Source organism: Paenibacillus sp. J22R160 (assembly GCF_059692135.1).
In genome coordinates, this window is record NZ_JCAUAU010000022.1 from 56,378 (window position 1) to 81,046 (window position 24,669).

Genomic DNA, 24,669 nt, shown 5'->3' on the forward strand with positions numbered 1-24,669 from the left:
ACCTGCCTACGAGACACTGTGAACAAAAAAAAGGCTCCCCGTCTTTTCAGACGAAGGAGCCTTTTTCATTTCTACTTTTTCAATGCTCTTAGAATGAGGGCAGATGCTTCCGCGCGCGTTGTTAATCCTTGCGGCTTCAGTGTGCCATCCTCATATCCGTTCATGAACCCTTTGGAGGTTAACGTAGCTACTGCCGCTTGTGCCCAATCAGAAATTGCAGCGTTATCGGAGAAGCTTGTATTCCCTGCCACTGTGTTCAAATGAGCGGCACGAACCATAATTACTGCCATTTGCTCACGGGTAATGAAATCATCCGGAGCAAAGGTTGTATCCGTGAGTCCTGTAACAATACCTTGCGCTGCAGCTGTGGCGATCGCGTTCTTCGCCCAGTGGTTCGCTGTATCAGCGAACTTATTGCTGCTGCCTTGCTCGTTCAATTTCAGGAATTTCACTACGATAGAAACGAATTCAGCACGTGTGATGCGGTTTTCCGGTTTAAATGTGCCATCTTCGTAACCGTTAATGGATCCCGCTTTCACTAATTCAAGAATGTTATTTTCTGCCCAGTGTCCTTTAATGTCAGTCAAGGTAATGGTACCAGAATCAGGTTTTGTTTCTTGTTTCGGGCTAGAGATAACAGCAAATTTCGTAAAGTGAGTGACAGAACCGGTTACGGTACCGTTCGCTTTATCAACTACAATGTTATCTAATTGGACCCAAGCTTTCGTTGATTCATTAAACCAATATAAACTTACGCCTGATTGTTCTAGATCCACTTTGCTTTTATTGAAAGGCAATGTAATTTCGATAGCTTTACTAAATGTACCTTCTTTATCTTTCTTAATTTCATACACATCACTAATCAGTTTAGATGATGGATCTACCGGCAGCGAAGCTACATCGGATATTTTAGCCACTGTAACCTTAATGTCGCTTGGTATCGCACCTTTTGGAATGACAACCTTAGCGCCTTCCAAAATTACTGTACCACCGTCCACAGGGATCGTTACTTCCGAAGGAATCGCTGGCGCACCTCCACCACCACTTGGCTCTTCATCCGCTGCATCTCTAGAGGTGAATTTCCAAATATCTGATTGTCTCGAACCGCCATATTTGTCTTCTGCGAGAGCGTACCATTGATAGTTCCTATTTTTATAAAGATTTGGCCAAATGACAGATGCCGTCTCTCCACTCTTCACGTTTTCTACGCTTCCAATCGTTTTGTTCGTATACACATTCACACCGATATAATCTGTAGCAACGCGTTTGGTCACCGCATCCAAATTCAGATCCAGGCTGAACTCGTCTTTACCAGGATGTTCGTCCGGTTCATAGAAGTTGTAATCGTCTAAATGAGGCGAATAAGTCTTCATGTTGATTTTGCCATGTGCCAAATCAAATTGCATCAATCGCATATACCCAAGTCCGCCTTCAGGCGCGCCCTGGTAGTCCGCCAACATTTGATACACATTGCGGTCTGGAACGCCGTCATTGTTATCGTCGATTGGATCGACTTTCAGCTCAGCGTCGTGATAGTGACCGGATAGAGCGGCAATTACGTTCTTATTCGGCTTAATAACACGTTCGAACACTTTTTCCGCCATCGGTGCGCGGTTATTAGAAACGAGCATGAATTCATGGAAGTTCAGAATCGCTTTGCGGTTCGGATACTTTTTCAACACTTCGTTGATCCAATCAATCTCTTTGTCTCCGTAACCCCAGCCCATGTAAACGACGATAAAATCGTTACCATTCGAGGAAACTAAATCATAGTGACCGCGGTTGTTATCATAAGATTCGCCGTAGGTTGGTTGGTTTTTGAAACGATCCTCGCCAAACCACTTGTCGTAATAACTATAATCATTGTCTTGGTGGCCTACGTCATGGTTACCTGCAAGCACCCCGTAAGGAATTCCTGCCGTTTCCAAAACTTTCATATCTTTATCGGCCTCAATCCATTGGTACTCTTGGTCGGCATTATCGACGATGTCGCCGGTATGAATGACGTATTTGATTTTATTATCTTCTTTGTGATCGGCGATCCATTTTACCATTTCTTGATAGACATAAGGAAAGCTCTTGGAATAGTACTGCGTATCGGACATCCACACGAAAGAGAAATCATAGTCGTTACTAGGGGCTTGATCCTGTGTGATGGCAATTTCGTCCTGCACCATCACTTGAATTTTCCCTTTATTGGCATAATCACCGGCTAGAACATTCGCTTTCAGTTCGAAGTCCTCTTTGCCCGCGATAACGGTCTTCAGAGCACTCCACTCCAGCTTGCTTGGACTCCATGCGTACAGAGAGACTTTGCGGCCTTCCAGGGACTTCCCTTTCCAGTCAATGACGACTTCGTCTGTGCTTTGAACGGCAGGGTCTAACGCAATCTCAAAACGTTGGTAAGGGAACTGCTCGACAGCATCATCGGTCAGATAGTTGCCATCAACGCTGCTGATTTTGCCATAATCTTCAGGTGTCATAGCCGCTTCAGTTGCAGGTTTCTCCTGCTTCGGAGGCTCTGTATCCGCAGCGCCGCGATAGCCGCTGAACGTTTCCTGTGTGCTTGCATCGTATTTGAAGCCTTGATTGAACGTAACTTTCAAGTCGTCGTTCATCGGATCGCTTACTTTTACGCTAAGTGAAGCTGAGTCCTTCAAGCCAAATGCGCCTTGACTCGGAGCGATCAGTACAGGCATATCTGGTGCCTCGTTAGGCACTTCGAAATGAATGGTTACTTCCTTCACATTACCAACTTTATCCGTAGCCTTTACATTGAAAACATGCGCTCCTCCCGGCAGTTGTGCGGATGAAGTAGCCATCGGCAGCGTGATCGGCTGCTCGTCTAGTGTGGCCTCAACCTTGTCTACACCAGCTAATGCATCCGTTACGTTCGCATCGATCGTGAAGCTGCCACGATACATTTTCCCTTCCTCAATGGAAGGCAGCACAACAGGAGCTGTATTATCCACCTGCACGTTGGAAGTAACCGTACCGTACGTGGTACTACTGACCGTAACCTGATGTTTACCATCACTCATTAAAGTCGTGTTCCAATCATGCGCTTTGGAAGCCAGCTGAGTCGCCGGAACGACGAAGTTGAAATCGATCACCGGTGACAGACCGGAGGAATCCCCGATTTTGATCACCTTGTTAGGATCCTTATATTTCGTGTCATATACCACCGTACCGTCAGCAAAAACGAGGCGTACGTTCTTCACTTCGAAATTGTCTTTATTCTCTGCGGGCCGGTCATCGAACGGTGAAGCCTTGGAACCAGCACGAATCTGGAACGCGTTGCTGCCTTGTTTGAGCCGCTCGGCCTTTAGTGGAATGGATAGTGTTTTGTAGCTATTAATCGGGTCTTGGAAAATCGAGAGAATTTCCTGCCCTTGGGTAATCCCATTTTTGAAATAGTAGTTCACGCCCATCACTTCAAAAGCGAAGAAGGCATCATGCTCCACGGCATGATAAGTCGATTGTGTTATCTCGCTGCCGTCGATGGCCAGTTTCAGACTGTCTGGATTAACGCCCTCGCCTGTCCCTTTCAACACTTTCGTACGCGAAACGACGTCACCGTCTTTCACATTCAAGCGCAGGCTTGAATGGTCCGAGCCACCTTGAATCTGAACACGCTTCGTCTGAGTGACGGTCTCATTCGTGCCGTCGGAAGCTGTGAAATAATAGTCCAGGTAAGAGTTTCCGATAAGCTCAGGCGAATAAATCATATAATGGTACAACGTATCCGCGAAGCTTTCTTTCAAGTACCTCTTGTTGTATTGGGACTGCTTGTCTGTTTTATAGTAGAGGGCCACTGTTTTAAGCGTCGTTTCGTCCTTGGCCTCCCCGATGATTTCGAGATCTAAAGCTTGATCAATCGTACTCTCTTTGGTCAAATCTTTGAGCGTAGGCTTCAAGGTATCCGGAGTCACTTTGACAGTTTGAGGCGGAACCTGACCCGGCGTGATGGCTCCCGGCGTAGCTGCAGCCGTGCCTGCGCTGGTTTTGACCATCGTGTTGCCGCTCGTTGGGAACTTATAGACAATCCCTTTATCGGCCTTGGCATCACCGTTAACATAGTAGGAAGCTGAAAGCTCGATACCTGTATTCGTAGCGATGACAAGTCCACGATTAGCACCGTTCGCCATCCCGTCGCTGTGGACGCGTACGATGTTGGTGCCTTCAACTAGGTTCGTGCCATAGTTGGCATTGAAGTCGGCTACCTTCGAGTTCTCGTTCTGGTTGTTGATGACCCAGAAGACGAGCGTGCCCTTCGAAGGAATGAGCATGTCCTCTTTATCGGCAGGCCAAGGAACATCCGCATCTGGACCCGAGTCTGTGTAACGGTAGACTACTTTATAGTCTTTGAAATTAATCGTTTTATCCGTGTTGTTGTACACTTCAATAAACTCGTAACCGTCCGCCGAACCCACATTCGTGGAATCTGCCACAACTTCGGTCACCATAAGCGGTGGAACTTTCGAATAGTCGGTCTGTTCCATCGCGACCGCAACACTATATACGCTAGACCTCACGGTGCTGAAACCGTCATCAGCTTGGATATAGTATTTCATCTGGCTTTCAGTCAGATTCGCTTTTGGAATGACAGCTTGATACTGGTTGCTTCCCGTAACGGTCATCGGAACCGAGTCATAGTTTGTTTGTGAAGCCATTTTATAATAAACCGCAGTGGCTACAGTTTCGCTCTGCTCAGCATTTGTGATTTGCGTTTGCAGCACCAAATCTTTCTTCTGATCCGCTTGTGTAACCGGTGTATGGTTGATAACCGGAGCTTGTGAGAACATCCGCGGAACGGACGGGACTTGCGTAGGGTCTATAGTCCCCGGGGTCGCGTTCACTACAGCCGAGCTATACATGACCATACTTTTCGAACCGTTGGTCGGATAGCGATAGAAAATTCCTTTGTCCTGAGCCGTTTGGCTACCGTCCTTATAGCTCGCAATAGAGATATCGCTGCCCGTTTTTTCCTGAATAACCAAATCCCTTGGAGAGGTATTATGCATCCCTCCTCCGCCTTCCACACGGTACAGGTTGACATCCATTTGCAGGTTTGTTTGGAAGTTTGAATTAAAATCATTTGCATTTAGCCCTTTGTTCTTCGCATTCATCACCCACAGAACGATGGACGATTGGGCGGGAATCGGCATGATGCCGCCAGGATTCCCATTCTGATACGGCGCCCAGACCGTATCCGCACCGGAGACTCGGTAGACCAGATTGTACTGGTTAAAATCAAGCGTTTGATTCGTATTGTTGTATACTTCAATGAACTCATAAGCATCGGCACCGTCAAAATTTGCTGTATCCGGAACAAGTTCCGTAATAAGCAGCTTTGGCACTTTGGCATAATCCACTGCGCTTACTTGTACCGCGCTATCTTCTGCGGAAGCCATCGGTGCGAGCATGCTGAACATCATACCGGCTACAGTAACGCCGGATATCCATCGTTTGAAACTCTTTTTAACCAACTTGACAACGTCCCCTCATCATAAAAAATTTTATTGGCTAATAATGCGTTCAATCAACCAGTAAAGCCCGAACACGCCAATGATCCCCGAAGCGTATTGATTCCATTTAATTTGCCAAGGCAAACGTTTAATCCACAGGAGCACTGGAATCACAATCGCTACGACGACAAGCTGTCCAATTTCTACCCCCAGGTTGAATGAAAATAAAGGAAGAGCCATATGTCCGGACAACGTTCCTCGCAGCACCTCGGCGAATCCGAAACCGTGCACAAGTCCAAACAACAACGTGACAATCACGCGCGCACTCTCTTTTCTCTTCCATATATTCTCTACAGCAATATACAGAATGCTAAGCGCAATTAAGGGTTCGACAATTTTCGGAGAAAGATAAGCGACCTCCAGAGAAGATAGGACTAGCGTAATGCAGTGACCTATTGTAAAGGCTGTAATCAATCGCACAATTTTCCATACTCTTTGCTCAGCAGCTAGCAGCAGGCCAAGTACGAACAGCATGTGATCAAGCCCCGACCAGATGTGCTCCATCCCCATGAGGACGTAAGTCTTGAGCGTACTCACCCAAGAAGTCGCCACCATATTCACGGCTGGCTTCGCATCAAGGGCTGCAGGTGCTGCCACTGCTGAAGGATTCCCCGCAGCTGCGCCCGGACCTTGAATCTGCACAATATAATTTTGACTGCCAAGTACCTGCTGGATGGTTTGTCCACCGACCTGAATCGTGGCATAGTTGCTATGGTTTACATCGATCCCGCTGTACCAGAAGAAATTGTACTGCATCAGATATTGCTTCACAGGAGCAGAGAATTTATATCGGATATCCATGCCGATCATTTCCATCGTAGCTCGTTTCTCATGCTTTACTGCGGTAATAACCCCTGATCCAACTTTCCCGTCTCCCGTTACGATAAGCCCGTCATCAACAACCTTCGTTAGAGCCTCAATGGAACTCGACAATTGTTTATCGCTGATCTTGTCGCCCCCATCCGGTTTATCCGGGAAAATATGAACAAAGTCGCTCTCCAGAATCGACAGGTGGTATTGTATCGTATCCGCACCAACCTTGATATCGGAATACCCTGCCGAAGACGCATGAGCTCCCGCCGAGCCGGCTAAGGTCATGCATACGACTACCGCTAAAGCGAAAGCAAAAAAGCTCTTATAGATGTTGGTCACGGTTCTATCACGCATGTATTTCATTTCGTTCCTATCCCCTCATTCATCAGCTGATCTTGTTCATTCGAACCTTAACTTGCCTCTCCTTCCCATGAGCCTCGTTTGCTACCTGCCCATCATATCCGGGGCGCATCACCTTGCCTATACACATGATTTTCGATACTTTCCCATTGTTTCGATTGTATTTTTAAGCTTTTATGAACCCCCTAATCAGTAAAAATGCAAAGCTTCCAAAAAAAAGCCCATACCCTTACCAGGGATAATGGTCTACAATTAAAGGTATATAACTCGCCGGAAGTCAACAGCGTAATAATTAAAGGGGCCTGCGACTTATGACTATTTTTTCGATAAATAAATCACTTTTTCGACATGTATTGACAAGCTTCATCGTTCTGATTTTGATCTTCTCCTCTTTTAGCCTACTCATCTTTTGGATGCTAAAAAGCCACCTTCGCAGCGAGATGATCGAACAGAATCACCTCACTTTGCAGAAAGTGGCGGAACGTTATCAGTTTCAGTTGGATAAAATCAGAGAGGCCCTTTTCAAACAATTCACTGATAAAGATGTCATTACCCTTAACAATCAGGTGATTCTTAAGAAAGATGCCGAGGCGCTGACCACTCGTCCCATTGTTTTGGACATCCAAAGTATCGTAGGTGATTCTGAACTTTATTTGGATAATATGATCCTTTTGTTTCGTTCTTCAAATCTGGCCGTTAATAAATTTGGTCCGGGAATGAATGAAGAATTATTTGCAAATCTGTATGCCAGTAAGCCATACCCGCTTTCTTATTGGCAGTCGCAGTTTCAACGTACAGAGAATTTCGTGCTTCATCCGGCCGCAGACTTTGGGGCTACACAAGCTGATCCAACGTCCAAAACATTGATTCCTTATTCCATCAAGCCATCACTGGCTGATAATATGTTGATCGCCATGATCGACGCAGACCGTTTGCGGGACGCGATTCTCAAGGAAAATCCTACCCTGGATTTAACCATTGTGGGGCCGGGGCAAGACCTCATTTATCAGACCAACCGTAGTGGTAATATGCTGCCAGAATCGTTATTGTCACCTCCGCCAGCTGAGCGTGAGTATGTGCTAGAAAACAAGATTTATTATGTCGATTATTATAATGAAGACAACATGCATTTCATCATGAGGGTTACCAATCCTGATTTCGCTGCCAAAATCCTTCGTTTGGATAATATCATGATCATCCTGCTTGGCATTTCTATCTTCATCGCATTCGTTGTCTCGATCTTTTTCAGCAAACGGATTAATCATCCTGTACGCCAGCTGCTGAAGGAAAAAGGCCAAATTCAGAAGGAACTGAAGGAACAACAGTCCGAGCTCACCAACTATCACTTCATCAATAAGTTGAAGAATATCAATCTTGAATCGGGTGAATGGCCGCACATCCAGGGTACCGAGGAAACCTATACCATCGTCCTTTACGAGCTTCGCTTTCGAGCAGCCGCTTTTGTAGAAGTCCCGCTGAGCAAGGAGCAAATCTCACAGTCGGTTGGTGCGCATCTCAAACAGTTTGCGGAAGAAACCATTCCTGGGTCCCGTACCTTTCAGATTGAGCATCATCAGTTTCTATCTGTTTTTCCCGGCAATGAAAGGGATCGCATTATAGCTATGCTTGAACAGTTGAAGCAGGTTCTGGACCAGGATAGACGCTACTGTTTAGTAACAGCGGCCGTTAGCTCTGCATTCGAACATTCGATCCAGTTCGGGTATGCCTACCGCCAAGTCAATGAAATGGCTCTGCAAGCCAGACTGCTGAATGAAACGCAAACGATAACCGAGTTTCGCTCGGAACGCTCTGCTTATGTCTTGACTCTTACGCAGGAGCAGGATCTGACCGCAGTTCTGAAGGCAGGCAAGGAACAGGATACGCTGAATCTCTTCCTTCCTTGGTTAGAGGAGCTTGACCACAATGAAGCGTCTGTAGATGTGTTTAGGAACATGACTCTTGCTGTGACTGACAAGGCCAAGATGGTGCTGGAGCATTACAAAGTCCAAACAGAAGTCTTCTGGCAGCTTAAGCCCCTCCTGCTTCAATTAGAAGAATGCTGTACACTCGATGAATATAAAATAACCTTTCAGGCTTATTTCCGCGCCGTTACTCAGATTATCCGCGAGAAAAAAGAAGCCAACGATCCCATTGTTGACCGTGTTCTGCGTGTGATTCATGAGCAGTTTGCTGAGGATCTCTCCCTTGATGTGCTGGCCGCCCAGCTGAATTTAAGCACTTCCTACCTCTCGACGTATATTAAAGAGAAGACGGGTGCTAACTTCATGGAACATTTGCATGACCGAAGAGTGAGTAATGCGAAGGAATTGCTGCATTCAACCGATTTGAACATTCAAGAAATCAGTATTCAAGTGGGTTATCGCAACATCTCTTCGTTTAACCGGATGTTCAAAAACCGGACAGGCTCATCCCCGGGCGAATACCGAAAAACAAAGCTATAAGAAAAAAGCACCCCAAATCGGGGTGCTTTTCTTGTTTATCTCAACACTTGATTATACGCTGCTATTTTGGCATTAATTTCGGCTGCTGCCGCATCAAGTGCTGCCTGTGGCGACTGTTCGCCGCCGAGTGCCTGGTTGATGGCCTCCTCCGTAAGCTTCCTTGCGTCGGGGTATACACCAAGAACGCCGCCTAGCGTCGCGTTATTTAACTTCGAAGCGTTATGCTGATCGATTGCTGTCTTGAACTGCGGGTATTTCTTCATATTTTCCTGCACAATCGGCAGCTCATACGTTTTCTTCGTAATTGGAAAATAGCCCGTATTTACGTGAAAAATGGCTTGTTGTTCAGGTTCTGACAAATACTTCATGAACGTCCAAGCAGCCTGCTGCTCTTCCCCGGACTTACTGTTCATGATCCAGTTGCTGCCCCCTCCAACGCCTACGCCGCCACTCGCCGTCTCGGCTGGTTTGGGAAAGAAGCCTGTCCCGACTTCGAACTTGCCTTCAACCGAATCCAGGATATCACGCAATGCAGCTGTTGTATCGAAAATCATTGCCACCTTACCCTCGGCGAACGCTTTCTTCGAGGTATCCCCTTTACCTGCCGAGTAGATAGCTGCATTGTTGTCCACTAGGTCCTTCCACCAAGCAAGCGCCTTAACGCCCTCTTTGCCATTCAACTGCCAAGCGGTAGCTAATCCATCACGGCCATTGCCGTAATTAACTAACTCCGCGCCTTGATTGGCAGCAAACTGTTCCATAAACCAGCTGTGTGTACCAAAATAAGCGCCTGTAACGCCGCCTTTTGTCAGCTTTGTCGCCGCTTTCAGAACATCCTCATACAACACCGGCGGCTTCTCAGGATTCAGCCCAGCAGCAGTGAACAAATCTTTGTTGTAGTATAAGATCGGATTGGATGCATTAAAAGGCATCGAAAACAGCGTACTGTCCACTGTATAGTAATTGATAATAGCTTCATCCATTTGGGACGTATCATACTTCTCCCGATCGATAAATTGCTGAATCGGCGTAATGGCCTTCGAATCGATCATAAATCGGGTCCCAATGTCATACACCTGTGCCATTGTAGGGGCAATGGTTGAACCGATAGACGCTTTCAACTTGGTCAGACTATCATAATAAGACCCCTGATAGACGGCTTCTACTGTAATATCCTTATGCGACGCATTGAAGGCAGACACAAGCTTGTCCACCACTTTGCCATTCTCGCCGCTCATCGCGTGCCACCAGACGACTTTCGTAACCCCAACCGTCGATTCCGAGACGGCTTCTGCAGCCCCCGCCTTGGTTCCTCTAACACCGCTTTGGTTCCCCCAAATTGTATAGCTAATTCCGAAAATGCCAAACAGCAGCAAAATAAATACCGTATAAATGGGTACTGAAACTTTACGTTGAAATTTATTCTTCATGATATTCCCCCCCATGACTTTTAATCATAGGGGATCAATGTATGAACATGATTATTGGAATGTTAAGGGATTGTTAAATTTGCTGTTTACTCCATCTTAAGAGCCGTTCCCTCCGGCACGATCTGCACCCACGTATTGCCCGGCAGCAGCGGCACTTCTTTGTCATCTTCCGCGTAGGCACGCAGCATGCCGTTCTTGCGTTCCCAAGTAATCTGCTGGGATTTGCCCTCTTGCAGGATGACGCCTTTTCCGGGGCCGAACACGTCTACCTCACGGCGCCCTTCTTTGTCTACGATTTTGTGCTTGCTCTCCAGCACGAGGAGATTTTTGGCTTGCAGCTGCTTGCCCGTCTCCTTGTCGAGATGCGGCTTGCCCTCCATGCTGCGCATGTACACGCCTTCTGCTGCATTATATTCATAGGAAGCGAAATACCCTTGAAGATAAGGGATAAGAATATAATGCACGGCAGCGCCGGTTAGTTTACTTTGACCATCATCCTTGGCAAAAGTGAGCAGCGGTCCGTTCCACTCGGAGCGGAATTTGTGCGCTTCGGCACCCTTCTTCATTTTATCCACAGAGGTATAGAGATTGTGCGGAGCCTTGCGTTCCGTCGAACGCCAGTAGTAAGCGCCATCGCCATAGACCTCGTCAAGATGGGATAGCTTGCGGCCTGCCATCATGTCCATCGCTTCCTGGCTCCAACCAGCGTGAACGATAACCGCATCCAGCGCATCGCCGATCTCTACAAAATAAGGCCGGATGCTGCGCACGGGACCAATCGTTGTGGCCTCGTGGCTTTGGAACACGGAGACGAATCTAGTAATCTCGCCTTCTGCGAGAATTTCGTAGACGATGTCAGCCTGATCAAGGCCCGTTTGCGGCCTGGCTTGCGGGGCATTTTCGACCATAACCATGAAAGGACGGCTCTTCACTTCTTTGGCGGAAGGAAGTCCAGTCAGCGGGAATTTGTAGGGTTGCTCCGTTTCTACGGCTGTGGCCGCGGGCTTCGTGGCTGGCGTTGAAGCAGATGGCGTTGCTGCTGCGGTGTCTGGGATCGTCGTTGGCAAGGAGGCAGGCGTATCGCTGCAGCCGACAATGGTTATGACAGAGCAGCCGAGGACGAGCCAGGCGCTGAGCGTTCTTTTGCGGCGGGATAGGGACAATGATTTCATCAATAGGCACCTCTTCTCTTCATCTATTGTTCTATGAAATGTATATGCTAGGTTAGAGAGAAATAGAAGACTTTTTGAGTCGCGAATCGGATTGGCTGTGACTGGCTTAGCGGTGGCTGGATGCGCGTCCCTCGATAATTCGGTATAGTAGAGGAGGAAAGATGTGGTGGCGGCATGTTGCCGGCCAACATCATGTAAAAAGTACAGTAAATTTCGGTGATTACCCCCCATTTGGCGGAAAGAGATGCAAAACATACATCTCTTTGTATGAATCTGGGGCATGTCGGGCCCATTTGGCTGATTTACATGTACAACATGCAGGTATTTCTCATCAACATGCCAATGTGTGCAAATTTGCTGTACTTTTTACATGATCCGTTTCGGGCTACGCGTCCGGTGAGGAGAACCTAGCTGGCCAAGCAGCCAAGCGCAGCTGCAAGACTCATGCGGGGCCACCGCAAAGTCGACATACATCAAAGGAGGCATCGCCCATGACCAAGCCGATTGGCGGTACGGCCATCATTCTGTTCGACGGCGTCTGCAATTTATGCAGCGGAGCCGTGCAGTTCATCCTGCGGAACGACCCGAAGGGCCATTTCCGCTTCGCGTCCTTGCAGTCGGCTGCCGGGCAAAAGCTGCTGGAGCAGCATCGGCTGCCTACGGACAATATCAGCACCATTGTGCTGATCGAGGACGGGCGCGCCTACACCCGCTCGACGGCGGCGCTGCGCATAGCCCGGCGGCTGCGCGGCGCTTACCCGCTGGCGTATGCGGCCATCGTCATTCCGGCTCCGCTGCGGAATCTCGGCTATGCCTACATCGCGCGCAATCGCTATCGCTGGTTCGGCAAGGCCGAGCACTGCATGCTGCCGAAGCCTGAGTTCAAGCAGCGATTCCTCGAGTAGCGCCGCAGCGCCTAATCCAGGAATCGCTGCGGCTTTTTCAAGCCGCCGAACATCCAGCAGCATAGGCTGAGCGAGCCCATTTGGAAGCTGTGATGCAGCAGCTTCGCTCGGCGAGCGCCATCTGCCGCACCCAGTGCCAGCAGCAAAGGCGCAAAATGCTGCGGCGTCGGCACCGCCACTGCCGGATGGGGCGCTCTTTCGTCGTACCTCACGAGCACCTCAAGATTCCACGTTTCGAGCTGCTCTGCCAGCCACTCATCGAATTCCACTGCCCACAGCTGAGGTACCGGATTATTCCGGTCCAGCCGGTGCAAATTGTGCACGGTGCCGCCGCTGCCGAGGATGAGGACATCCTCCTCTCGCAAAGAGCCAAGCGCCGCACCGATGCGATAATGCTCTTCCGGCGTCAACTTCGGATTCACGGAGAGCGCCACCACTGGAATCTGCGCATCCGGGTACATCATGTACAGGGGCGCCCATACCCCGTGATCCAATCCTCGCTCATCATCCAACTCACAGCGGATGCCTTCCTCTTGCAGCAGCTGCTGAATATGCAAGCTCAGCGTCAAATCGCCTCTAGCTGGGTACTTAATGCTATAAACCTTCTCCGATGCTCCCGAAACATCATAGATCATTCCCGGATGAATCGCTGAGCTGATCGTCTGCACAGGGCTCTCCCAATACGCGCTGAACACGACGACCGCTTTGGGCCGCGGTATGCTCGTCGCCAGCTTTTGCAAAAACTCGGTGTAAGCATGCTGCTCAATAGCCAAATTCGGTGTTCCATGTGCGATAAAAAAGGCAGGCAGCATGACAAATCACCCCTTCGTCCGGATTGGAAACATTTTACCAATATTCTACAGTATTCTCTACTGTAGCGAAATAAAACCCGCGGATCGTCATCCGCCAGGTCTGTTTTGTTAAGGTTCGTTGGATGAAATCCAATGAATGCACGATTCTGAGGCTTCAATCTTACTTTTCGTTGGACAGAATCCAACGAAACTTAGAAATATCGCCTTTTTGAGCCGTAAAAAGATTACCCCATTGGATTTAGTCCAATGAAATCGAGGTTTAAACTGCCACATCCGTCTTTTCGTTGGATTTACTCCAATGAATCCTCTCTGGGAGGCCGAGGGCTGATGGACTGTGGGCCAGGGTGGCTAGTGCGCTGTGTGGCCAGGTGGCTGATGGACTGTGTGGCCAATGTAGCTGGTTGGCTGACTATCGGGTGGGCGAGTGAGCTTTCAAGAACTGCTCAATGCCGTCAGCAATACCGACGGCGAGCTTTTGCTGGTACTCGCCCTCCGAAAGCCGCTCATCTTCTTCCGGATTGGTCATGAAACCGAGCTCAACCAGCACCACCGGCACCTTGGACCAGTTAAATCCGGATAGGTCGCTGCGCGCCGACAGCCCTCTGACGGACGTCCCTGTCGCCGCCTTTAGCTGCTCGGCAATGAAACCGGCAGCTTGCCGGCTTTCCGCTGCAATTGGCTTTAGCGAAGCAACGCTAGCCGACGGATACAAGACCGAAAACCCGCTCGCTTTCGGCGAGCTATCCCCATCCGCATGGATGCGTACAGCCAGCGCTGCGCCGGCCTCATTCGCCATATCCGCGCGCTGCTTGTTCGAAATATCAACCTCGTGCGACTCACGAGTCATCGCAACTTCGATGCCTCGCTTCACCAGCTCGGCCTTGATTAACTGCGAAACCTCCAGGTTCAGCACATATTCCGGTTTCTTCGTACGGACGCCGACGGTGCCGGAGCTGACCTTAGGTTTCACTTCTCGCGTATCCGGGCCTACGGCCTCGGGCGCGTTGTTGCCGTGACGCTGATGCCCTGGGTCCAGCATCACCAGCTTGCGCCCCACAGCCAGCGCTTCCACTGGCTCTGGCTCTAGATCTGGGGCCAGCTCACGCACCGCTGGTCTCGGCACTTGCACCGCTTGCTCCAGCTCACGCACCGATGGCGCCGGCACTTGTATCGCTGGCTCCGACTGCTGCATCACCGGTGCCGGCCCCTGCACCGCTACCGCCGTCGGCTCAGGCGTCGGCGCAACCGCCGCAGCTACCGGCGGCACGCTTACAGCCGGCGTTTCCACCGCCGGCAAGCTGTTCGCTAGCCCTACACCAGCCTGCTCGCCGCAAGCAGCCAGCAAACCAACCAGCAAGACCAACACACCCATGGAGACCAACTGCATCGCCCTTTTACCCACAATCATCACACCGTTCTCCCCTATCTGTTCATTAACCATGCATGAAACGCACAACCACAGCCAAAACTATTCGAAAGGCACATCCAAGGAGGCAATCGCATGAACACCCTCTGGAATTTTCTCGTGAATCACTGGTTATCGTTGGCGCTCATCGTCGGCGTTCTCCTAGCCATCTGGTATGAGTTCAAAAATAAAGACAAGTATATCCGTGGCGGGAAAGATAAATAACAGCTCTCCCCTTCCCCTGCAAAAAGCAAAAACACAGCCCTTTCCCGCAAGAAAGACACTGTGTTTTTTCATTGTTCTATTTCAAAGCTTTCATCGCAATATCCGTCCGGTAGTGCTTCCCGTCAAAATGAATCCGGTCGGCATCCGCGTAAGCCTTCTGACGAGCTTCGATAATATCTTTGCCGATGCCGGTGATCCCTAGAACGCGTCCGCCATTCGTCACGATCTGTCCGTTCTCCAAAGCCGTTCCTGCGTGGAACACCAAGGAATCCTGCACGTTCTCGAGCCCTGTAATCGGCAAACCTTTCGGATAAGGCCCCGGATAACCGCCGGAAGCCACGATCACGCAAACCGCTGCGTCCTCGCTCCACTCGATCAGCTGCTCAGCCAACGTTCCGTTGTTAATAGCAAGGAAAATATCAAGCAGATCGGTTTTGAGGCGAGGTAAAATAACCTGCGTCTCTGGATCGCCGAAGCGCGCGTTGAACTCGATTGTTTTCACACCGTTCGGGGTCAAAATCAGACCCGCATAGAGCACGCCCTTGAACGGTCGGCCTTCTTGGACCATTGCATCTGCAGTCGGCTGTACAATGTTAACAAGCGCTTCCTGCACAATGGACTCAGGGATATGCGGCAGCGGTGAGTACGTGCCCATTCCGCCCGTATTCGGCCCTTTGTCATCATCATAGACAGGCTTATGATCCTGCGAAGGCACCATTAGACGAACCGTAGAGCCGTCCACGAAAGCAAGCAGTGACATCTCTTGCCCCGTTAGAAACTCCTCAATAACCACGCTCGCGCCGGATTTGCCAAATACTTGATCCACCATAATATCGCGAAGCGCCGCTTCCGCTTCTTCCATCGTTTGCGCAACAGTCACGCCTTTACCAGCAGCTAATCCATCCGCTTTGATCACGATTGGCGCTTGTTGCGAACGCAAGTAAGCAAGAGCCGGCTCATAGGCGCCAAAAGTTTCGTACGCAGCTGTAGGAATGTTGTATTTTTTCAGGAGCTCCTTCATAAATACTTTGCTTCCTTCGATAATCGCCGCATTCGCTCTAGGTCCGAACGCTTCAATCCCTTTGGACTCCAAGTGGTCGACAAGACCTGCCGCCAGCGGATCGTCAGGAGCGACCATAACAAGGTCAATCGCCTGTTCCTTCGCAAACGTGCTGATCTCTTCGAATTGAAGTTCCGTAATCGGCACACATTCCGCTAACCCCGCAATACCGCCGTTCCCCGGTGCGCAGAAAAGCTTGCTAATTTTCGGGCTTTTGCTCAGTGCCCATACAATGGCATGCTCGCGCCCGCCGCGTCCAATAACTAATACACGCATCTCTTTGTCACCAGTCCCTCTCATGGGGAATGCCCACGGTCCGCACTCGAATCGTGAGCATTCTCAGTTGTTTTAGTGTTTGAAGTGGCGAACGCCCGTCATGACCATCGCGATTCCGTTCTCGTTCGCTACGCGAATGGACTCTTCATCTTTGATCGATCCACCCGGTTGGATAACCGCTGTGATACCTGCTTTCGCAGCCATTTCAAGCGTGTCGCCCATTGGGAAGAAAGCATCGGAGGAAAGAACTGCGCCTTTCGACTTGTCCCCAGCTTGCTCAATCGCAATTTTCGCTGCACCTACACGATTCATTTGACCAGCGCCAACACCAACCGTCATGTCGTCAGCGACAAGTACGATGGCGTTAGATTTAACGTGCTTAACGACTTTCCATGCGAAAAGCAGCTGTTTCATCTCTTCTTCCGTCGGCTGACGCTCAGAGACAACCTTCAAATCTGACTCTGTCAGTTGGTAAGCATCGCTATCTTGCACGAGCATGCCGCCTTCAACGGTTGTAACGATAGGCTCAGCCTTGCGGCCAGCGATGTTATCTAAGCCGCTTACTTTGAGTAGGCGGATATTTTTCTTTTTAGAAAGGATATCAAGTGCCTCTGGTGTAAAATCAGGCGCAATGACGATTTCCAGGAAAATCTCATGCAGCAATTGCGCTGTTGCTTCGTCAACCGCACGGTTAGCTGCTACGATACCACCGAAGATGGACGTAGGGTCAGCTGCGTACGCCTTTTGGTAAGCTTCCAGCACGTTCGTACCGATACCAACACCGCAAGGATTCATATGCTTAACTGCAACAACGGCAGGCTCGCTGAATTCCTTAACGATTTGAAGCGCAGTATTAGCGTCATTAATATTATTGTAGGAAAGCTCTTTGCCATGAAGCTGTTCAGCCGTAGTAATGTTGCCGGCAACCGCATTCGGCTTGCGGTAGAACGCCGCGCTTTGATGCGGGTTCTCACCGTAGCGAAGATCTTGCATTTTCTCGTAAGTGACTGTGTAACGCTCTGGGTAAGGCTCGCCCATTTGCTTGGACAAATAGTCTGCAATCAAGGCATCGTAAGAGCCCGTGTGACGGAACACTTTGGCTGCAAGTTGTTTGCGCGTGTCAAGTGTTGTATCGCCAGTCTCTTGTACTTCTTCAAGCACCTTCGCATAGTCAGCTGCATCGACAACAACGGATACGAACGCATGGTTTTTTGCCGCTGAACGAAGCATGGTTGGCCCGCCGATATCGATGTTCTCGATGGCGTCTTCGTAAGAGACGTTCGGCTTTGCGATCGTTTCAGCAAAAGGATACAAGTTCACGACAACCAGATCAATATAATCCAGGCCGAGCTTCTTCATGCTCGCTTGGTGCTCTTCGTTGTCACGAACCGCTAGAAGACCGCTGTGAACAGCCGGATGCAGCGTTTTGACGCGGCCATCCATGATCTCAGGGAAGCCTGTAACCTCGGAAATACCGATAACCGGCACTCCTTTATCCTTCAACAAGCTTTGCGTACCGCCAGTAGATATAATCTCAACGCCCAACTTCGCCAGCTCGCTTGCGAACTCAACGATCCCCGTTTTATCGGACACGCTGATCAGTGCTCTTTTGATTGCCACGGTTCTTCCTCCCAGAAATGAATTTATTTAACGTTGTAAACTTTCTTAAAGCAGCCCATTCTCACTTTCAGCCGCCCCTGATCCACAAACTAGCTACTCCAACTTCCCGCATCCTCATCACATAGATCATGTAAAAAGTACAGCAAATCGATCCACTATCGGCGCAAAATAAGAAACACCTGCAAAAAGTACAGTAAATTTAGCGGAAATTCCTCGTATCTACCGAAAATCCGGAATTTTGATGTACTAAATACATCAAATCCCATCGAACAGCCAAACCGCTCACATTTTGCTGCACTTTTTACATGTCTTTCGCTCAGCCGCACAGCAAGAGCCGCCTCAGCATACTCTTGCCGCCCGTAAGCTCCGCCGTACTGCGCTTGGGGCCAATCGCCGCCATCCTGCGGCCGTCCAGCCCAAGCCCCACCTACACCCGAATACCTACCCTGCGGCCATCTATGCTCACGCGACCCTCGCGCAGAGAGCGAATAACCTGCGGCAGCAGTACGTGCTCAGCCGCTTGAATCCGCTCTGCGAGCGATTCCGCAGTCTCGTGCTCGTGGATCTCCACGGCGCGCTGCGCAATAATCGGGCCGGAGTCCAGCCCGCCGTCCACGAAGTGCACGGTCACGCCTGTTTGCTTCACGCCGTACTCGACGGCTTGTTCAATCGCGCGTACGCCCGGAAAGGACGGCAGCAGCGAAGGATGCACGTTGATCATCCGGCCGAAAAACGGCTCAACCAATACGTTCGTGATGATGCGCATGTAGCCGGCCATCACGATTAGATCAACTTGCCGCTCCTGCAGTTCTTTAAGTATTAGAGCTTCATAAGCCTCTCGATTGGCATATTCCTTGGGACGGAACGCAAACACAGGCACTTTCGCTTCCGTTGCGCGCTCCACCACGTAAGCTTCCGGACGATCACAGACAAGAAGCTCGATGCTGACATCAAGCTTCCCCTTCTGTACCTGATCTACAATGGCTTGGAAATTCGTACCGCTGCCCGAAGCAAAAATCGCTACTCGATAAGGCTGCATTACACCTCAGCTCCTTGGAATGTGACGACACGCTCGCCTTCAGTAACAACGCCTAGACGGTAAACTTTCTCGCCTTGCGCTTCTGCTGCGGCAATCGCTTTCTCTGCATCATCCGCATTCACGATAATAACCATCCCGATCCCCATGTTGAACGTGCGGAACATATCGTTGTTCGTTATGCCGCCCTCACGCTGCATCAAAGAGAAGATCGGCAGAATCGGCCATGAGCCGTATTGGATATCCACGTTCACACCGTCAGGCAGAACACGCGGAATATTTTCGATAAAGCCGCCGCCTGTAATATGTGCCATACCTTTGATTGCTACGTCTTCCAGCATCGCCAGAATCGGCTTCACATAAAGCTTAGTAGGCTCTAATAGCACGTTGCCAAGCTTATCGCCCAGTTCTTCCACATGCCCTTGAAGCGTGTACCCCTTCTCTTCCAGCAAAAGCCTGCGCACAAGAGAGAACCCGTTACTGTGCACACCGCTTGAAGCCAGACCTAACACTACGTCTCCGGGACGGATTGTCGTACCGTCGATGATCTTTTTCTTGTCGACGATTCCAACCGTAAAGCCGGCAATGTCATACTCCCCTTGTGCATACATGCCAGGCATTTCCGCCGTTTCGCCTCCGATGAGTGAGCAGCCAGACTGCGCACAACCGTCAGCGATCCCTTTGATAATAGCTTCAATTTTCTCTGGAATTACCTTGTCACAAGCGAGATAGTCAAGGAAGAAGAGCGGCTCTGCGCCTTGAACAATAATATCGTTCACGCACATAGCAACCGCGTCGATCCCAATCGTATCATGCTTATCCATTGCAAAAGCAATCTTCAGCTTCGTGCCCACGCCGTCCGTACCAGATACGAGCACAGGCTCCTCATACTTGTCTTTGTTCAAGCTGAATAGCCCGCCGAAGCCACCGAGATCCGTTAACACTTCAGGACGGAAAGTCCGTTTGACGTGTTTTTTCATCCGTTCTACTGCTTCGTTACCCGCCGCGATATCGACTCCGGCCTTTTTGTAAGCATCCGACACTTCGCAACCACTCCTTATATTTGTCTATATATATTGGGAGGCCCGAAGGCCTTCCCCTATCCTTTAATCGCAAGCACAACCGACCTTCGTAACATCCACGATTTCCGTCGGGTACGTATTATCGAAGCAAGCTGTACAGTACCCGCTTTGGGAACCGGCCGATCCTTGACCAATGGAATCGAGCAGCCCTTCTTTGGTTAGAAAATGCAGGGAATCCGCATTAATCGCCTTACGAATTTCCTCGATAGAGTTCATCGCAGCAATCAGCTCTTTCCGATCCGGTGTATCAATGCCGTAGTAGCATGGATTCATGAAAGGCGGCGAAGAAATCCGCACATGCACTTCCGTAGCGCCAGCTTCCCTAAGCAAATTAACAATTCGAAGGGACGTTGTCCCACGAACGATGGAATCATCGATCATTACAACACGTTTGCCTTCAACCACTTTGCGAACAGCGCTCAGCTTCATTTTGACACCTTGCTCACGAAGCTCTTGGCTTGGAATAATGAACGTCCTGCCCGTATAGCGGTTCTTGATCAGCCCCAGCTCATAAGGAATACCCGTTTGTTCAGCAAAACCAATCGCCGCAGAGATACTTGAATCCGGCACGCCTGTCACCACATCAGCATCGACGAAAGCTTCCATCGCCAGCTTTTTACCCATCCGCTTGCGCGCGGAGTGAATGTTCACGGTATCGATGTCGCTGTCCGGACGAGCAAAGTAGATATATTCCATCGCACAAATCGCGCGTCGGCCGCTCTCCGTGAACTGCTCGGAACGGAACCCGTCACGATCCAGCACGATGAGTTCGCCTGGCTGAACATCACGGAAATACGTAGCTCCCACCGCATCGAAAGCGCAGGACTCGGAAGCGAACAAGTAGGAATCGCCGAGGCGGCCGATCATGAATGGACGCAAGCCGTTGGGATCGAGCGCAGCAATCAGTTTATCTTTGGTGATAATCAGGAAGGCGAAACCGCCGATGACTTGCGTCAAAGCGTCTTTCACCGCATCCACGATATCATCATGCTCAGAACGGGCAATCAGATGCGCTAGAACTTCTGTGTCGCTTGTCGTTTGGAAAATCGAACCCTTACGCTCAAGCTCACGCTTGATGATATTTGCATTATCCAGGTTGCCGTTTGTCGCAATCGCAAGGTCGCCCTCACGATATTTGAACACCAGCGGCTGTGCATTCGCCAGCTTGCTCTCGCCTGCTGTGGAATACCTTACGTGCGCAATCGCAGTGGAACCTGTCAGAGGGGACAAATTCTCATTCGTAAATACCTCTTTCGCAAGTCCCATCCCGCGATAATAGTTAAACTTGCCATCTTCTACCGTACAAATACCAGCGCTTTCCTGTCCACGGTGCTGCAAAGCATGAAGGCCATAGTAGCATAGAGAGGATGCTTCGGAATGACCATACACCCCGAAAACACCGCACTCTTCATTCAGCTTATCAAACAATCCGCCATGGCCGCCTACACCTTCGTTGAAGTACTCCCCTGTCCAAAGCTCATGCTGCTGATCCCCCAGATTAACCAGGGGAGCCGCAGGCAGCTTTAGGGCCTTGGATTGTTTTATGCCATTAGACATGGAATCGCATCCTTCCAGACTTTCGCCAGCTCGTTTACAGAAGACTGGAGACGCTGTTCGTTGTTGATTTTAACAGTTAGTTCTGTACCCGTAACCGTTCCGATTTCTTGATAAGGCACTCCTTGCGAAGCAACCCAGTGCTTAAGGGCATCCGCTTTGTCCGGGGAAGCACTTAGCAAAATACGGGATTGGGATTCGCTGAACAATGCGAAATCAGCACGAAGCTCGGACGCTACGTTGACCTCAGCGCCTACGCGGCCGCTGATGCAGCTCTCTGCCAAAGCAACAGCCAAGCCGCCTTCGGACAAGTCATGCGCAGAAGCGACAAGACCTTCTTGGATCGCTTTAAGCACGGCGTTTTGAAGGCGTTTCTCTGTCGCTAAATCCAGCTCAGGAGGACGTCCTTCGGTTACGCCATGAATCACATATTGGAATTCGCTGCCGCCGAGTTCTGCTTTCGTCTCGCCGAGCAGGACGATGATGTCGCCTTCTTTTTTGAAGCTTTGTGTCGTGATGTGGTCGATGTCATGCACTAGACCTACCATCCCGATAACTGGAGTTGGGTAGATCGCGCCTTTGGCGTTCTCGTTATACAGAGAAACGTTACCGCCGATAACCGGCGTATCCAAGAAGCGGCAAGCTTCTGCCATACCATCTGTGGATTTCTCCAGCTGCCAGAAGATCTCAGGCTTGTCCGGGCTGCCGAAGTTCAAGTTATCCGTGACAGCAAGCGGCTCAGCACCGGAGCAGACAACGTTACGTGCCGCTTCAGAAACAGCGATCCGTCCGCCCACTTCCGGATCCAAGTACACATAACGTCCGTTGCAGTCGGTTGTCATCGCAAGACCTTTGCGCGTGCCGCGAATGGTCACAACCGCTGCATCCGAACCCGGACGCACAGCTGTATCCGTACGAACCATGTAATCATACTGGTTGTAAACCCACTCTTTGCTCGCTACCGTCGGGGACGCGAGCACCGATTTCAGCGCATCCGTCAGCTTCGTTACCTCTGGGTAACGCGTTGTGTCGATCGCTGCGTTTGCTCCATAATAAGCCGGAACCTTGCTCGGCTTATTGTAAACCGGGCACTCGTCGACGAGTGCGCCTACCGGCATGTTCGCCACGACTTCACCGTGGTGAATCAGCTTCAGGTAACCGTCGTCGGTTACCTTACCGACTTTCGCGCAGTGCAGACCCCAGCGCTCGAAGATGCCCTTAGCTTGCGCCTCATGCTTCGGCTCAACAACGAAAAGCATGCGCTCTTGCGACTCGGACAGCATCATTTCATAAGCTGTCATGCCTTCTTCGCGCTGCGGAACTTCATCGAGGTAAAGCTCCATGCCGTTGCCGGCTTTACTTGCCATCTCAGCGCTGGAGCAGGTAAGCCCCGCTGCGCCCATATCTTGAATGCCGAGCACGATGCCGGAATTGATTAACTCTAAGCACGCTTCCAGCACGAGCTTCTCCATGAACGGATCGCCCACTTGTACCGCTGGACGCTTCGCTTCGGACTCAGCCGTCAGCTCCTCGGATGCGAATGTCGCACCGTGGATACCGTCGCGGCCCGTTGCCGGACCCACGTAGAACACAGGGTTGCCTACACCTTTGGCAACACCGCGTTGGATTTTGTCGTGGTCGATGAGACCCACGCACATCGCGTTAACGAGCGGATTACCTTCGTAGCTCTCGTCGAACATCACTTCACCGCCAACTGTCGGAATCCCGATACAGTTACCGTAACCCGCGATACCGGATACAACGTGCTCGAACAGGTATTTCACGCGGTCATTTTGCAGCTTGCCGAAACGCAAAGAGTTTAATAAAGCCACTGGGCGTGCGCCCATGGAGAAAATATCGCGAATAATACCGCCCACACCTGTTGCCGCACCTTGGTAAGGCTCGATAGCGGAAGGGTGGTTATGACTTTCAATTTTGAAAACTACCGCTTGGTTGTCCCCGATATCTACGATCCCTGCGCCTTCGCCAGGTCCCATCAGAACGCGAGGTCCTGTAACTGGGAATTTGCGAAGAACCGGTTTGGAATTTTTGTAAGAACAATGCTCGGACCACATCACGCTAAATACGCCGATCTCCACATAGTTAGGATTACGTCCAAGGAAGCCGCAAATTTTGGCAAACTCTTCATCCGTTACGCCCATTTGCTTGTAAATTTTCTGTTCCGCGATTTGTTCGGCTGTTGGTTCCTTAGCGGATAGCTGCTGCGTCATGTTTTTCCCTCCAAGCACTTAGAATTGATGTGAACATTTTCTTGCCGTCTGCGGAGCCCAGAATCTCATGAATGGCGCGCTCCGGATGGGGCATCATACCTACAACATTGCCTGCTTTATTGCTAATTCCTGCAATATCGTCAACCGATCCGTTCGGGTTAGCCCCAGCTTCATAACGGAAAACGATTTGATTGTTTTCTTGCAATTCTTTCAAAGTAGCCTCGTCACAGTAGTAGTTGCCTTCGCCGTGTGCGATCGGAATATTGATAAGCTCGCCTTCGGCGTAATCGCGCGTGAAGGCCGTTCTGTTGTTTTCCACTTTCAGAATCGTCTCGTGGCAGCGGAATTTCATGCCGTTATTGCGCAGCAAAGCGCCTGGCAGCAATTTAGCTTCCGTCAAAACCTGGAATCCGTTACAAATACCTAGAATGTACTTGCCTTCTTCCGCAGCTTTAGCCACAGCTTTCATCACGTTCGTAAATTGCGCAATCGCTCCGCAACGCAGGTAATCCCCATAAGAGAATCCGCCTGGTACGAGGATGCAATCATATTTGGACAAATCGTCCGCCGTATGCCATACATAATCAACCGGTTGTCCGATCGTGTCCTCAACTGCTTTGAAACAGTCGATGTCACAGTTAGATCCCGGAAATACAAGAACCGCAAAATTCATGACGTTTCCTCCCTCTCCTGGTCTC

16 protein-coding genes are annotated in these 24,669 nt (G+C 50.1%); 3 read left to right on the forward strand and 13 right to left on the reverse strand.

Features of this window, described 5'->3' with window-relative positions:
• Positions 1–71: 71 nt before the first annotated feature.
• Complete coding sequence (locus tag AC58UW_RS28205) at positions 72–5,489, reverse strand: S-layer homology domain-containing protein (RefSeq protein ID WP_497423884.1); 5,418 nt, start codon at positions 5,487–5,489, stop codon at positions 72–74.
• 30 nt (positions 5,490–5,519) lie between these two features.
• Positions 5,520–6,704: a HupE/UreJ family protein gene (locus AC58UW_RS28210; protein ID WP_497423885.1), complete on the reverse strand. Its 1,185-nt coding sequence runs from the start codon at positions 6,702–6,704 to the stop codon at positions 5,520–5,522.
• Positions 6,705–7,012: 308 nt separating this feature from the next.
• Here AC58UW_RS28210 and AC58UW_RS28215 point away from each other — a divergent pair, with 308 nt between their 5' ends.
• A complete protein-coding gene (locus tag AC58UW_RS28215; RefSeq protein ID WP_497423886.1) occupies positions 7,013–9,163 on the forward strand; it encodes a helix-turn-helix domain-containing protein in 2,151 nt (716 codons plus the stop codon).
• Between the two features lie 35 nt (positions 9,164–9,198).
• Here AC58UW_RS28215 and AC58UW_RS28220 read toward each other — a convergent pair whose 3' ends face one another.
• Complete coding sequence (locus AC58UW_RS28220) at positions 9,199–10,593, reverse strand: ABC transporter substrate-binding protein (protein WP_497423887.1); 1,395 nt, start codon at positions 10,591–10,593, stop codon at positions 9,199–9,201.
• 86 nt (positions 10,594–10,679) lie between these two features.
• Complete coding sequence (locus AC58UW_RS28225) at positions 10,680–11,765, reverse strand: DUF3048 domain-containing protein (RefSeq protein WP_497423888.1); 1,086 nt, start codon at positions 11,763–11,765, stop codon at positions 10,680–10,682.
• Positions 11,766–12,256: 491 nt separating this feature from the next.
• Here AC58UW_RS28225 and AC58UW_RS28230 point away from each other — a divergent pair, with 491 nt between their 5' ends.
• Positions 12,257–12,670, forward strand: coding sequence for a thiol-disulfide oxidoreductase DCC family protein (locus AC58UW_RS28230; RefSeq protein WP_497423889.1), 414 nt, complete (start codon positions 12,257–12,259; stop codon positions 12,668–12,670).
• A gap of 11 nt (positions 12,671–12,681) precedes the next feature.
• Here AC58UW_RS28230 and AC58UW_RS28235 read toward each other — a convergent pair whose 3' ends face one another.
• Positions 12,682–13,482 (reverse strand): DODA-type extradiol aromatic ring-opening family dioxygenase, encoded by an 801-nt coding sequence (locus AC58UW_RS28235; RefSeq protein WP_497423890.1) that lies wholly within the window; start codon positions 13,480–13,482, stop codon positions 12,682–12,684.
• Between the two features lie 409 nt (positions 13,483–13,891).
• The gene (locus AC58UW_RS28240; protein ID WP_497423891.1) at positions 13,892–14,938 is read right to left on the reverse strand and encodes an N-acetylmuramoyl-L-alanine amidase family protein; all 1,047 of its coding nucleotides are present in this window, start codon (positions 14,936–14,938) and stop codon (positions 13,892–13,894) included.
• Positions 14,939–14,983: 45 nt separating this feature from the next.
• Here AC58UW_RS28240 and AC58UW_RS28245 point away from each other — a divergent pair, with 45 nt between their 5' ends.
• Positions 14,984–15,112, forward strand: coding sequence for a hypothetical protein (locus tag AC58UW_RS28245; protein ID WP_497423892.1), 129 nt, complete (start codon positions 14,984–14,986; stop codon positions 15,110–15,112).
• Between the two features lie 76 nt (positions 15,113–15,188).
• Here AC58UW_RS28245 and purD read toward each other — a convergent pair whose 3' ends face one another.
• The 7 genes from purD to purQ form a co-directional block, all read right to left on the reverse strand.
• Complete coding sequence (purD, locus tag AC58UW_RS28250) at positions 15,189–16,448, reverse strand: phosphoribosylamine--glycine ligase (protein WP_497423893.1); 1,260 nt, start codon at positions 16,446–16,448, stop codon at positions 15,189–15,191.
• Between the two features lie 72 nt (positions 16,449–16,520).
• Positions 16,521–18,068, reverse strand: a complete 1,548-nt coding sequence (purH, locus tag AC58UW_RS28255; protein WP_497423894.1) for a bifunctional phosphoribosylaminoimidazolecarboxamide formyltransferase/IMP cyclohydrolase — start codon at positions 18,066–18,068, stop codon at positions 16,521–16,523.
• A gap of 427 nt (positions 18,069–18,495) precedes the next feature.
• Complete coding sequence (purN, locus tag AC58UW_RS28260; RefSeq protein ID WP_497423895.1) at positions 18,496–19,107, reverse strand: phosphoribosylglycinamide formyltransferase; 612 nt, start codon at positions 19,105–19,107, stop codon at positions 18,496–18,498.
• Positions 19,107–20,147 carry a phosphoribosylformylglycinamidine cyclo-ligase gene (purM, locus tag AC58UW_RS28265; protein WP_497423896.1) on the reverse strand — a complete coding sequence of 347 codons (1,041 nt, stop codon included), beginning with the start codon at positions 20,145–20,147 and terminating at the stop codon, positions 19,107–19,109. Before purM ends, purN begins: the two co-directional genes overlap by 1 nt.
• A 63-nt stretch (positions 20,148–20,210) precedes the next feature.
• Complete coding sequence (gene purF / locus AC58UW_RS28270; RefSeq protein ID WP_497423897.1) at positions 20,211–21,743, reverse strand: amidophosphoribosyltransferase; 1,533 nt, start codon at positions 21,741–21,743, stop codon at positions 20,211–20,213.
• Entirely contained in the window at positions 21,728–23,971 is a 2,244-nt protein-coding gene (gene purL, locus AC58UW_RS28275; protein ID WP_497423898.1) for a phosphoribosylformylglycinamidine synthase subunit PurL, read from the reverse strand. The genes purF and purL overlap by 16 nt, the downstream gene beginning before the upstream one ends.
• Positions 23,949–24,644, reverse strand: coding sequence for a phosphoribosylformylglycinamidine synthase subunit PurQ (gene purQ / locus AC58UW_RS28280; RefSeq protein WP_497423899.1), 696 nt, complete (start codon positions 24,642–24,644; stop codon positions 23,949–23,951). The genes purL and purQ overlap by 23 nt, the downstream gene beginning before the upstream one ends.
• Between the last annotated feature and the right edge of the window lie 25 nt (positions 24,645–24,669).

Bases quoted from the DNA above. Each gene is read 5' to 3' on its own strand.
- AC58UW_RS28210 (WP_497423885.1), bottom strand. From the start codon at position 6,704: ATGAAATACATGCGTGATAGAACCGTGACCAACATCTATAAGAGCTTT.
- AC58UW_RS28215 (WP_497423886.1), top strand. From the start codon at position 7,013: ATGACTATTTTTTCGATAAATAAATCACTTTTTCGACATGTATTGACA.
- AC58UW_RS28220 (WP_497423887.1), bottom strand. From the start codon at position 10,593: ATGAAGAATAAATTTCAACGTAAAGTTTCAGTACCCATTTATACGGTA.
- AC58UW_RS28225 (WP_497423888.1), bottom strand. From the start codon at position 11,765: ATGAAATCATTGTCCCTATCCCGCCGCAAAAGAACGCTCAGCGCCTGG.
- AC58UW_RS28230 (WP_497423889.1), top strand. From the start codon at position 12,257: ATGACCAAGCCGATTGGCGGTACGGCCATCATTCTGTTCGACGGCGTC.
- AC58UW_RS28235 (WP_497423890.1), bottom strand. From the start codon at position 13,482: ATGCTGCCTGCCTTTTTTATCGCACATGGAACACCGAATTTGGCTATT.
- AC58UW_RS28245 (WP_497423892.1), top strand. From the start codon at position 14,984: ATGAACACCCTCTGGAATTTTCTCGTGAATCACTGGTTATCGTTGGCG.
- purD (WP_497423893.1), bottom strand. From the start codon at position 16,448: ATGCGTGTATTAGTTATTGGACGCGGCGGGCGCGAGCATGCCATTGTA.
- purN (WP_497423895.1), bottom strand. From the start codon at position 19,107: ATGCAGCCTTATCGAGTAGCGATTTTTGCTTCGGGCAGCGGTACGAAT.
- purF (WP_497423897.1), bottom strand. From the start codon at position 21,743: ATGTCTAATGGCATAAAACAATCCAAGGCCCTAAAGCTGCCTGCGGCT.
- purL (WP_497423898.1), bottom strand. From the start codon at position 23,971: ATGACGCAGCAGCTATCCGCTAAGGAACCAACAGCCGAACAAATCGCG.
- purQ (WP_497423899.1), bottom strand. From the start codon at position 24,644: ATGAATTTTGCGGTTCTTGTATTTCCGGGATCTAACTGTGACATCGAC.